At 63.0% G+C, this 12,352-nt stretch carries 9 protein-coding genes; all 9 read right to left on the reverse strand.

Translation table 11 applies throughout. The features are described from left to right. Positions 1 to 6: 6 nt before the first annotated feature. Positions 7 to 1,071, reverse strand: a complete 1,065-nt coding sequence (locus NX775_RS13090; RefSeq protein ID WP_258836399.1) for a GNAT family N-acetyltransferase — start codon at positions 1,069 to 1,071, stop codon at positions 7 to 9. Then, entirely contained in the window at positions 1,053 to 2,687 is a 1,635-nt protein-coding gene (locus NX775_RS13095; protein WP_258836400.1) for a GNAT family N-acetyltransferase, read from the reverse strand. The genes NX775_RS13090 and NX775_RS13095 overlap by 19 nt, the downstream gene beginning before the upstream one ends. 1 nt (position 2,688) lies before the next feature. Beyond that, a complete protein-coding gene (locus tag NX775_RS13100; protein WP_258836401.1) occupies positions 2,689 to 3,855 on the reverse strand; it encodes a glycosyltransferase family 4 protein in 1,167 nt (388 codons plus the stop codon). Between the two features lie 40 nt (positions 3,856 to 3,895). Next, positions 3,896 to 5,938: an asparagine synthase (glutamine-hydrolyzing) gene (gene asnB / locus NX775_RS13105; RefSeq protein ID WP_258836402.1), complete on the reverse strand. Its 2,043-nt coding sequence runs from the start codon at positions 5,936 to 5,938 to the stop codon at positions 3,896 to 3,898. Next, positions 5,938 to 7,074 carry a glycosyltransferase gene (locus tag NX775_RS13110; RefSeq protein WP_258836403.1) on the reverse strand — a complete coding sequence of 379 codons (1,137 nt, stop codon included), beginning with the start codon at positions 7,072 to 7,074 and terminating at the stop codon, positions 5,938 to 5,940. Before NX775_RS13110 ends, asnB begins: the two co-directional genes overlap by 1 nt. Further along, a complete protein-coding gene (locus NX775_RS13115; protein ID WP_258836404.1) occupies positions 7,071 to 8,096 on the reverse strand; it encodes a polysaccharide deacetylase family protein in 1,026 nt (341 codons plus the stop codon). The genes NX775_RS13110 and NX775_RS13115 overlap by 4 nt, the downstream gene beginning before the upstream one ends. A 112-nt stretch (positions 8,097 to 8,208) precedes the next feature. Then, positions 8,209 to 9,552, reverse strand: a complete 1,344-nt coding sequence (locus NX775_RS13120; protein WP_258836405.1) for an O-antigen ligase family protein — start codon at positions 9,550 to 9,552, stop codon at positions 8,209 to 8,211. Continuing rightward, a complete protein-coding gene (locus NX775_RS13125) occupies positions 9,542 to 10,744 on the reverse strand; it encodes a glycosyltransferase family 4 protein (RefSeq protein WP_258836406.1) in 1,203 nt (400 codons plus the stop codon). Before NX775_RS13125 ends, NX775_RS13120 begins: the two co-directional genes overlap by 11 nt. Before the next feature lie 17 nt (positions 10,745 to 10,761). After that, the gene (gene murJ, locus NX775_RS13130; RefSeq protein WP_258836407.1) at positions 10,762 to 12,117 is read right to left on the reverse strand and encodes a murein biosynthesis integral membrane protein MurJ; all 1,356 of its coding nucleotides are present in this window, start codon (positions 12,115 to 12,117) and stop codon (positions 10,762 to 10,764) included. Positions 12,118 to 12,352 lie beyond the last annotated feature (235 nt).

Raw genomic sequence — 12,352 nt, forward strand, 5'->3', positions numbered from 1 at the left:
AAAGCGTCACTTGCGGCGCTGCAACAGGTAAAACGACTTGAACACGAGTCGGGCCCAGGCCGCCCCCTTGTGCCGGTGCAGCAGTTGCTTGCCCGAGCGCGTGGCCGCGGCGAGCATGACGCCGATCGCATGATCGATATTGCGCAACAGCTTGATGGGCGAACGATAGAGATGCACTTCGTCCATGTAAAACGGCACGCCCAGCAAGCGCTCCTTGAAGGCGAACACGCCGCCGCCAAGATAAAACCGGGTCCCGCCGCGCACGATGCTTTCGCAGATCGTCAGGAACACGCACAGTTTGCCAAGTCCGAATTTTTCATAGTGAGGGTCGTATCCCATCGCGTCGCCGAAGAAGCTGGCGCCAACCTGGTAATTGACGGAGCCGGCGCAGATGCGGCCATCGATCAGGATCACGTGCACGAATCCGCACAGCCTGGCCAGCCGGACAAGACGCGCCACATCGTAGAAAAACACGGCATCACCGGCATTGATCTTTTGTTCGCTCAATGCGACGATCGCCCGGATATGGTCTTCGTCGATGTCGTCGTTAACGAAAAAGCGCGACTGGAACGACGGATAGTGGCGCCGGATGCCATTCAAGCCCTGGTTGATGCTGGCGCGTGTGGACTTGCCGATGCCCGCCTTGTAGGCGTCGGGCGTGGCGGGCAGCGTGACGACATAGCTGCCCTTGGCCCGGTACTGTTGCGCCGGGAATCCGAGCTCGCGGGTCACGGTCTTGACGGCTTTGAAACTGATGACGTCAACCTGCTGAAAATGCGCAAAGACATACGTCACGAAGCGCGCCATCTCGGCCTGCGGGATCTCGATCATTTCGTTGATGACGTCAATCCGGCGACCGCTGAATGTAAACAGCAACACCGTGCTGGGCGCGCCGGCACTATGGGCCAGGTAGCAACTGGCATTCCCGATCGACCGGAACACCTTGAAAAACGCCAGCGACGAATGCAGCGAGGCATAGGTCGTCACCAGGACCTCTTCGACGTCGGCGGGCAGTTGCCCAATGTGGCACGTGACGCTGTCAGCCGGGGAAATCAATGCGCCTGGATGCATGCCGCTTGCTCCTGTTGCAGGTTGGCCGGGCTGAAACCACAGCGCGCCAGGTTGTTGTCCAGGTCAGCGCTCAGGCTGCCCTGGTAGTAAATCGCGGCCTGCGGATCGCGGCGGTGGATGTCCTGCACGACGCCTGCAATGAATGCATCGACCAGATCGGGCTGCATGCATTGCCGATGCACGTATAAACCAGACAGGACCATGTCAGTGCCCGCCGTGGCCCCATTCGCCCAGCAAAACAGGCCCAGCCGGTCGCCATGGACGAGGCTATAGAAATGGTCGGATCGTTCCATTCGCTTCATGACCGTGTTTAAGAATGCGCAGTAATCCCACGCTGCACCGTCGGCGTCAAATTGCAGAACATCGGGCAGGCTGTCGCGGGACGGCAGCAGCGCGCATGCAGACTCGCGGGGAAGCCCCGGTCGACGCATGCGAGAGACGGCCTGGGGGTGGGTGCGGCGCCGCATCCATCCAGCAGCGAGGCTTGTCCAGCGCTGCGGCCGGATGCCATGCACGATGGCGAGCACGTCATGGTGGCGCCAGCCGGCCCAGGTCGCCAGTGCCCTGGCGACATCGACCAGGCGCTGGCGCGCCGCCGTCAGCAGGAAGCTGCGCAGACCGCGGTGGATCGTCAGTGTCGAGACGTGATCGTGCGCCGTCGCAAAATGCTCCTTGTACCCGTCGCCGCCCGGCGTCAGGTCGAGCAACGGCATCTGCTGCGCGGCGAGATGCACGCCCAGCATGGCCAGGAGCAAATTGCCGGGGGAGTGAGCGGACATGGCCGGGTGATAGGTATTGATCCCCAGATGCACGGCCCGGCCTGCGCTCAAGAGGCCGATGTGGGATGCCGCGATGGCGCCGTCCACCGTCAGGATCGTGACGTGCAGCAGCCCTTGCCGGTGCAGCGCGATATAAAAACGCTTTTTTGCCGCGTCGAGCATGAACGGCCTTGCTCGGTACAGCGCCGCCTGCCTGAAATCGTACTGGTCGCACAGGGTATCGATGATCCGCAAAAAATGGTCATGCTCGACGACCTGCTCGAACCGCACCGCGCCCAGCCGGCCCAGGCGATTGACATTTTGCCGGTGATTTTTCTTGTTGCGCTGCCGGTGCATCGCGACCGGGTCGATCTGCATCAACGGCCGGCGTACGGACCGCCGTGTCACCCACCGTCGGACATCGGATGCGTCGTTGCGCCACGCATCGAGCCAGGATAGTGGCGTGTCGGCAGGCAGGTAACCCAGCGTAAGATCAGCGCGCGGCAGATGCTCGCGCACGGCCCGCAGCGCCTCCGAGATGAACGATGCGCCAGCGTCCGGAGGCTGCAGCCAGCCCTGGTATTCGGCATGCCGTTCCCCGGCGCCGGTGAGACGCTGGCCCTTGTCGTCCAGCGCCAGTGGCAACAAGCCGACCAGCGCGCCATCAGCGGTTTCCTGCAGGACGACAACAGGCACAAATAGCCCGGTGTACAAGCTGTACCACGGCAAGACAAAATCGGGATGTTGGCAGGCAGTGGCCCAAGGGCAGATGGCATGCAGCGCCCGCCACCCCATCACGAACGTCTGCGCGCCGATGTGGGCCAGTGCGGCGTCGCCGGTCAGTAAACGCAGCGCCATATCAGACTTGCGCCGTCGTTTCGAGGCCCTGCACGGCGTGTGCGTGCCCACAGGCTTCGATCTGCCGCAGTGTATTCAGGTAACGCGCGATCACGACGTTTTCATCGAACTGCGCGACGACCTTGTTCCTGCCCGCCTGGCCCATGGCCAGGCGCTGTGCGTGCGTCAGGCCGACCATGCGAACCATCTTGTCCGCCAGGTCGGCTGCATCTTTCACATTGCACAGCAAGCCATTGGCCTGATGCTCCACGATATCCTTGCAGCCGGCCACATTCGTGGCGATGATCGGGCGCGCCATGGCCGCTGCCTCGAGCAGCGTATGCGGCACGCCCTCGCGGTACGACGGCAACACGATGCAATCGGCACGCGCCAGGTAGGGGCGAACGTCATCGGTCTCTTTCAGATACTCAATCAGTCCGCTGCTTTTCCAGCCCGCGATCCGATCGAGCGGGATCGAGTTCGGATTGTGCGCATCGACCGGGCCCAGCAGCTGGAACCGCACTCCCGGCAATTGCTGACGTACGATCCGCGCCGCGGCGACATATTCCTCAATACCTTTATCGCGAAGCATCCTGGCGACCAGCAAAAAACGAAATCCCTTCGCTGCGGGTAACTGCACCGGATCCGGCTGGAATTGCTGCAAGTTGATCCCGGAGCCAGGCAAGACTTCCGCGATGCCAGGCCGCGTCAGGCCTGCGTCGACGAACAGCTTGCAGTCGTCAGCATTCTGGAAGAACACCCGGTTCGATTGCCTGAGCGAGCAGCGGTACAGCTGCTTGACGAGGTATGTCAACGGGGAGTTGTTGATGAAGGTCGCGCCGAGGCCGGCAATATTGTTGATGACCGGGATACCAAGCCGGTGCGCGGCGATCGATCCATAAATGTTCGGCTTGATCGTGTAGCCGAGATAGGCCAGCGGGCGCACCGATTGCAAGACACGCCAATACTTGACCAGCAGCGACAAGTCGCGACTGGGGCTGGTGCCGTTGTTATCCATTGAAATCGTCTTGAAACGACAGCCAAGCGATGCCAGCCGGTGCGCGTAGGCATCGGCCGGCGCCATCACCATGACGTCGTAGCCCTGCGCGATCAGGGCCTTGACCAGACCGGAGCGAAAATTGTGGATATTCCAGGCGGTATTGACCGAAATAACGATTTTCTTGTTCATGGTGTTCATCCTCAGGAAAGTCGGACGCAATGCACGAGGGTCATGTCGCCAGCGGGCATGGCGCCGCGACGGCCGGCGCCGGACAATGCAGCGCGGCGCCACCCGCTTCACGGTGCGGCCCAGCCTGCTGTTCGAGCCACGACTGGAACATCAGGACATCCCACAAGTGGTATTGCCAGTTGCGGCGGCCAGCCAGGTGCTCGCGCCAGCGGGTGCGCAGCAGCGCAGGCTCGAAGAAGCCTTCACTGCGCAGCCGCGACTCGGCCAGCAGGGTTTCGGCCCAGTCACGCAGCGGGCCCCGCAGCCAGTCGCCGATAGGCACCCCAAAGCCCATCTTGGGCCGCTCGATGAGTGCTTGCGGCACGTAGCGATACAACACTTGCCGCAGTGCCCATTTGCTCACGCCGTCGCGCAATTTCAGCGCCAGCGGCAAGCGCGCGGCGAACTCGATCACGCGGTGATCCAGAAATGGCACCCGGGTTTCCAGCGACACGCTCATGGCGGCCCGGTCGACCTTGACCAGGATGTCGTCGGGCAGATAGGTCAGCGTGTCGAGCGCCATCATGCGCTCGACGCTACCGAGCCCGGCCAGCACCGGCGCAGCGCCGCGCAGCAAGGTGTGCGGCTCATGGCCACCGATCACGAGCGCAGCCGGATCATCCCAGTGCGACACGAGGCCCAGGTAGACCTCGTCGAGCGACGCGCTGGCCATGATGTGCGCGCCTTTGTGCAGCTTGTCACCCGTGTTGGCAAAGCGCATGGCGCGCGGCAGGCACGGCCCCAGCGTGCGCGCCAGCCGGTTCCAGGAAGCCACCGGCACCCGCGTGATGCCCCGGGCGGCGAGCCGGCGCACGGGCAACGGCGCCGCGCCAATCATCTTCCACAGATGGGCGGCGAAGCCATAGCGGGTATAGCCGCAAAACAGTTCGTCGCCGGCATCGCCCGACAGCGACACCGTGACATGCCGGCGCGCCAGCTGGGACACCAGGAACGTGGGAATCTGGGACGAGTCGGAGAACGGTTCGTCGTACATCGACGGCAGCCGTGGAATCACCGACTGGGCCTGCGCGGCTGTCACGTACAGCTCGGTGTGATCGGTGCCGAGATGACGGGCCACGGCTTTCGCATGCGGCGCCTCGTCGAAGCCCTGCTCGTGAAACCCGATTGAAAATGTCTGCACCGGCCGCGTTGACCGGGCCTGCATCAGCGCGACGATCGTCGATGAATCAACGCCGCCGGACAAAAATGCCCCCAGCGGGACATCGGCCATCATCTGGGCGCCGATAGCATCGCTGAGCAAGGTGTCGAGTGCATCGACGGCTTGCGCTGGCGTGCCCGCAAACGGCGTGGCAACGCCCGCCGTCCACTGCTGCGCCGCCGACCAATACGTGTGCAACACCGGTTCCGGGCGCACCGCCGAGACAGTCAGCAGGCAGCCCGGCGGCAGCTTGGCGATGCCGCAGTAGATCGAATGCGGCGCCGGCACATAACTGTGCCGCAGTTGCAGGCACAGCGCTGCGCGATCGATATCGGCAGCACAGGCCGGATGCGCGCGCAGTGCCTTGAGTTCGGAGCCAAACAGGAACATCGCGTCGTCTCCCCTGCCCTGCCAGCCGTAATACAGGGGCTTTTCGCCGACGCGGTCGCGCCCGAGAGTCAGCACGCCCGCCTGCCGGTCCCAGACGGCAAAGGCGAACATGCCGATGGAGCGTTCGACCGTGGCCACAATGCCCCAGGCATCGAAGCCGGCAAGCAGCGTTTCGGTATCGGAACGACCACGCCACCCGTACACACCGGCGCTTGCCTCGAGCTCACGGCGGATGTCCAGGTGGTTGTAGATTTCGCCGTTGAAGACGAGCACGAAGCGGTTCGAGCACGAGCGCATCGGTTGCTGGCCCGCCGGGGACAAGTCGATGATAGCCAGGCGCCGGTGACCCAGGGCGATGCCGTGCTTGCCGTCGGACCAGTAGCCGGCATCGTCGGGCCCGCGATGGTAGATTGCATCGGTCATGCGCCTGAGCCAGCCTGCCTGGTCAGTCGCCGGTGAAGGCGCCGCTGCCAGAAATCCAGTGAATCCGCACATCAGAGTTCCCCTCTCGCAATGACGCCTTCATAAATATGTTCGAAGCGCGCCCGCACGCACCCCATCGTGAACCTGGCGCCGATGCGCGCCCTGGCCTGCTGCCCTATCTGCCTGCGATGCGCGGGGTCCAGCGCCACCAGGCCCGCCACGCCCTGCGCGAGCGCGTCGGGATTGGCCCGGGGCACCAGCACGCCCGTGTTCGCCATCAGGACGGCGACGTCACCGACATCGGTTGCCACGCACGGCAATCCCATCGCCATTGCCTCGCCCACCACATTGGGAAAGGCCTCGGTGCGCGAGGACAGGCAGAAGATGTCCATGGCGGACAGGCAGATGGCGATATCGGCGCGTTCGCCCAGCAAGACGAAGCGCTTCGCGTGACCGGTAGCCGCGATCCAGCGCGACAGTTCGGCGTTGGCTGCATCCAGGTTCTTGCCAATCATCAGGAAACGCAGCTGCGGGTAGCGGCTGGCGAGCTGGCCGGCGGCCTTGATGAAGTTTGGATAGTCCTTGTCGAGGTTGAAGCGCCCCAGCGTGCCGAGCACGATGTCGTCAGCCGCGAAGCCGCAATGTGCCCGCAGTGCTGCGCGTTCGCCATGGCCGGGCGTGAATGCCGACAGGTCGAAGCCATTGCCCACGACCACCATGCGGTTGGCGTCGTAGCCAAGCAGGGCATGAGAGCGGCGCGCCGCCTCGGCCACGCACACGATGGTGTGCGGCACCCAGCGCGACAACGACGCGCACAGATGGCGCACGAGCGCCGTGCTGCGTGCGCAGCCACCGTCGACATCGGTCGTGCGAATGCCCCAGATGACATTGCGGTTGCCGGCGAGGCGGGCCGCCAGGCCGCCGAGAAAATCGGCGTGATAGAGCCAGGTCTGGACGATATCGGGACGCATCGTGCGCATCAGGCGGACCATGCGCACGAGGTCACCGATCGGCGCGCGCCGCACGTCGAGCACGATCAGCGTGATGCCTGACGCGACAAACCGCGAATACATGCCGCCGCCAGGGCTGAGGACAATGACCGTATGGCGATACTGGCTGCCGCGAAACGCGAGGATGAGCCGGTACAGCGCCATCTCGGCGCCTCCGACCGCCAGGCCGGTGATGACATGCAGGACGTGGCGCGTCATGACGGCGTCCGTGCGCCCGGCAGGGTGGGCAAAGCGAAGGCAGTGGAAGTAGTCGTCGCGGTGGCAGTGGCGGACACAGAAGCAAAATCGGCCATGCAATGGCTTTGCATGCCATGGCTGTCCGCCAGGCGCCGGTAGTGACGCAGCAATACTTCAAGCTGCGCCAGATTTTCGTCAAGGTTCACGCCAAAATTGTGCGGATGCCACCACAGGTGAAACGTACTGCCCTCGCGCGCTGCCAGCGCCATTCCCTGCTTCAGGCGACGCAGGCGCAGCGGCAACAACGCGCGATGCCGGCGCGACCATGGGTAGAGAAACTGGCTCCCCGGCACATTCACCAAAGCGCCATGCAACTGCGGAAGCACGGTACGCTTGCCGCTCAGGGGCAGGCAGGCATCGGCAAAGCGCGCTGCGCGACCGGCAATGCCGCCGACCACGGCGTCGCCATGGCGGTACAACGGATGCGGCGCATTACCGCGATACACCTGAATCGCCGCCTGGGACAGGATGGGGAGGAAGGCCGCGACAATCTGGTTGCGTGGCAGGACTGCGCTACGCAAGCTGGCGCCCATGCTGGCAGCAACTGATTGCGCGCACGCCAGATCCGCCGCGAATTGCGCCGGTGACGCGCCCGCTTCGTTGCAATAGAAATGCCCATAGGTGTGCGTTCCCAGTTCTTGCCCCTGCGCCGCCAGGATTTGCTCGACCAGTGGCCGCGCGAAGAACAGCCGCGGGTAGCTGCGTACGAACTGGTCCATGCCATACGGCGACAACGCGCGGCGTGCGTAGCCTGGCAAGAGCGATGGCCGGGTAGCGCGCCAGTCATCGTAGTTGCGGCACATGATCATCCCGACCGTTGCCCATGTCACCCGCACACCGTAACGCGCGAACAAGGCCAGCATACGGGGCACGGCCTGCCATTCGCCCAGCACATTGGGCCCGTAGCCGGCAATCGTCTGGGCATCGGCGACGCCCCAGAACAGTTCGAAATCGAGCGAAATGACAAATTTTGCGGAGGCCATGGTTGAGTCCGAAGCGCGTCGTCGTCGATGCTGTGTGTGTATGTGTGCGTGCAAGCACGCTTGATGGGATGTTGGCCGGGCGGTCGTGTCATGACACGCTGAGCAGTGTTTTTTAGCGCAAGCGCGCCATGCGCTGCCTGGGTCGGGGCGGCAGTGGGCCGGTCGGCGCGCTGCCCGGCATCGCGCATACCAGCGCAAACGTGGCCAGCCAGTACGAGGCGGCATCAAGCATCTGATGGGTGAACAGCGACATGAATGCAAACAGAAATGCCATCGCATACCGCAGTCCCCGATCGCTGAAAAAACTGCTTTTACACAGCATGATGAGCATCCATCCCCATAATAAAATTCCCAGGACACCATATTCGGCCGCTAAAAGAAGAAGCTGGTTATGCGTGCTTCCCCGGTGCCGCCAAAAATGCGTGGCGCCAGCACCTGAACCAAATAAAGGGTTTTGAAGAAACAACTCCCAGCCGGCCTGAATCACACCTGCCCGCTCTTCAGAACTGTCATCATCGAAGGTAAAGCTGGAGAAGAAGTTGAGCCTCGACAGAATATTGGTGGCTGCATCTTCGAATTCTTCTCTTGAAGATATATAAGTTTCAAAGCTGCCGATAAAAACGAGAAGAATGGCAATTGCAATCGCGAGCGATACCACGGCAGATTTTGGCAATGTTCGCTTGTAAATAAAAAGCCCCAGTAACGCCATCCACGCAATGATCGCGGCACGGGAAAACGTGGTCAGGATAGCGACACCGGCCAGTAAAAACAGGGGCATGCGATACCGGCGTGCAAGCACGGCAAAGCCGAGTACGACTATATGCAGTATGGCCTCTCCGGCCAGGTTCGGATTGATGAACATCGCTGCCGCCCGCCCAAGCACCGCACCGGTCAGATCTACCGGATACAATAATCCGGGATCCGCGAAATCGACGATGACGGCGCATGGCACGACCGCCATCATGACGAACATGATCCGCAGATACATTCTCGTGGGCGAGATATAGGCAACGAATCCAAGGAACAGGGCGAACAGGATATATTGGGCGCGCGTGGCGATCAGGGAGCGCCTGGCTTCGGCATGTATATCCATGAATGCCGCACCGCCAACGTCGGCACTGGCAGGAAAACCCGCCAGATGAATCATGTTCAAGAAAAATAATAATAATGCCCATAAGGCAAATGGCGACACCAGATAATCGCATAGCGCTTGCCACCGTATGATCATCAGCGGCGCGATGAATGCAAAGATGCCGAAATAAATAAATTTGGGCAACAACCGCGTATCGAGCACATATAAATATACCGGCAGGTTGGCGTACATGGCGCCAAGCGCGATCGCCATCAACAGCGTGTGGTACCTGACAAAAAAACGGCGATCAATGCGGGGCGGGGTTCGTGGCGCATGGCAGCTGGGCAGCCTCGCTTCGCTGTCGGCGGCGAGTTCATGGTTCATGGGCAGCGTCCTTCATGACGGCCGACTGGCTGCCTGCATGGCTGCCTGCATGGCCGGTTTCGTGGACCGGCGCCTGACTGCCGCACAGCGCCAGGAACAATGTTTCCCACATTTGCCCGATATTCGCGACCGAAAAGCGCTCCCTTGCTTCCACCGAACGACTCGCCAGCTGTCCGCGCAAGGTAGCGTCGCCCATCACACGGGCCAGCGCGTCGCTCAGGGCGGCGATATCATCTGGCGGGACCAGGAGACCGTCGATACCGTGGCGGATGATGTCGCGCGGCCCTGTATTGCAATCGACGCTGACCGCAGGCACGCCGTGGGCCATCGCTTCGGCCAGAGCGTTGGGAAAGCCCTCGGAACGCGAGGTCAGCGCAAACAGATCAGCCTCGCCATACCAGTACGCAACATTGCCGGCCACGCCGGGCAGGGCCACGCGCTGCACCAGTCCCATGCACCTGATCGTCGATGCCAGGCGGGCGCGCTCGGGCCCTTCGCCAAGAATGATCAGATCCCAGTCGGGAAAGGCACGCGCCAGGCGCGCGAAGGCACGGATCAGGACGTCGAAGTTTTTCACGGGCTCAAGGCGCCCCACGGCAAGCAAAAGTTTGCGCTGAGGCTGGCACAGCCTGGGCAGCGTGCGCCGCGGCGGATTATCCGGCAGCGGCCAGGCGATGGCATTGGGAATGACGACCACCCGTGACGCCGAGGTGTGTGTTTCGATCCAGTGCGCGCACTCGCCCGTCAAGGCCACCATGGCCGACAGCCGGCCGTACAGCGTGCGGCGCAGGACGTGCCACAGGCGACCGAGCGCTGCGTGCGGTGGATAGCAACGCTCTGAACCGATCGTCTGCAGCGTTGGCAGCCACAGGCTGGCAAGCGCCAGCAGCACATTTGGCGTGCTCATCATCGCGAGCGCAATGTCTGGCCGCAGACTGCGCAGCAGGCGCCGCAACGCCACCACACGCTTGACGTTCTGCCACAGGCCATGGAGCGCATGGTGACTGGCCCCGGCCAGATCGAGCGAAATGCGCCCCACCCTGCGATCGAGCGGATAAAAATCGGCGCTGACCGGGGTCAGCGTGACGATGTTTACGTCGCGCCCGCTGGCCGCCCAGAAATTGGCTAACGTGCACGCAGCACGCTCAGCGCCGCCAGCGGACAAGCTATGCATCAGCAACAGGATTTTCACTGGTTGCGCTCCATCGCTCAAAGACATGGCGCAGGGCGCCTTGGTGGTGACTGGCGTCGCAACGCTAGCCAGAAAAACAGCGCGTTGAGCCCGTATATCCCCATTGTCGCCAGCGCGATGCCGTTGACGCCAAGACGTGGCACCAGCAAGAGGTTGCCGAGTACCTTGCCGCCACAGCCGATGGCGCCGGACCAGGCAATCAAGCCATAGCGGCGCTGACTGAGTGCGTAGCTCACCAGCACCATCGACGCAAAATAGAAAGGCAACTGCGGCAAGCCATAACGCAACACCTCGGCCACCTGCGCCGTGTTGGTGGCGTCGAACTGGCCGCGCTCGAACAGAAGCCGTATCGTCCACGGGGCGACGAGGTAGCTCAGCAGCATGACGGCGACCCCACCGGCGAACATCAGGCGCGCCCACGACATGGCGACACGGTAGACCTGCCCGGTGGCATCGGCGCCGGCCTGCGAGAACACCGGCAGCGTGGCGCGCGAGACGGCGATCGCCGCCAGGCCGAGAATCAACGACAGCACCCGGTTCGCGTAGCCCAGCATGGCGAGCGCCCCGGTGCCGAGGCCGACCGCGTAAAACTGATCGATGATCACGGTAAGGCTCATCAAGGCCTGACCAGCGAGCATGATGCCGAAGCCTTGCCAGAACCATTGCCACTGGGCGGAATCTCTGGTGAAGACAGGGGGTTCGAGCTCGCGGCGCATTGACATCGGCGTCAGGAGCGTTAGCAGGTGGCAGGCGCAGCCGGCAATCGTGCCCCAGACAAGGGGGCGGATACCGCCGCCGGCACATAGCAGGACTGCTGCTGTAATGAACAACGTCGGCACGCATTCGAGCAAAGTGTTGACGTGCCGCTGCGCCGCAAGCAACCATGTCGACAGCAGCGCGACCAGCAGGCCCAGGGGCAGCATGAAGATCAGGCCTGGAAGCGCCGCCGCAGCGAGCTGCGCCGAGTGCGCCGGCAAGCCGCTCCCGTCGAACCGCAACAAGGCGCCGATGCCCAACCAACCAAGCAGCGCCAGCGCCGTGCCCAGCACAAGTGTCAAACCGGCCAGTTCGGCGCGAAAGCGCGGGATCGCCTGCGGACTGGACACGCGCATGCGCGCCACCAGCGGCACCAGTACTGCAGTGAGCACGCTGGCCCAGATGCCGAGCGGCCAGGACACCAGGTTGTACACGAACTGATAAGCATCCACCTCCGCAGCCAGACCATAGCGATAGGCGACTGCCATTTCCTTCGCCGCGCTCATCAGCTTGCCGAGCAAGGTGAACAGCGCCACGGTCAGCAGCCCGCGAAAAATCGCAAGATGCTGCGGATCGGCGATGCGGCACCTTGCGCCGAGCGTATCGAGCAGGCTCACTTGCCCCCCGCGTCGCGGCTGAACGGCATCGTCAGCGCCCGTGACAGATGTTTAGCGAACGTGTGCATGGTTCACACCCGCGCTTGTCATGACGTTGGCACTGGTGCCAGTGCTGGCGACAGTGCTGGTGACGTCGCACCCCACAGCACCGGCGACTTCATCCACAGCCGTGCTCACAAGCTCGCCGGCAACGGCGCTGACAACTTCGTTGTCAACAGCGCCGGAAAGTCGGCTG

Source organism: Massilia aurea, from assembly GCF_024753205.1.
In the GTDB taxonomy this organism is placed as follows: domain Bacteria; phylum Pseudomonadota; class Gammaproteobacteria; order Burkholderiales; family Burkholderiaceae_D; genus Telluria; species Telluria aurea.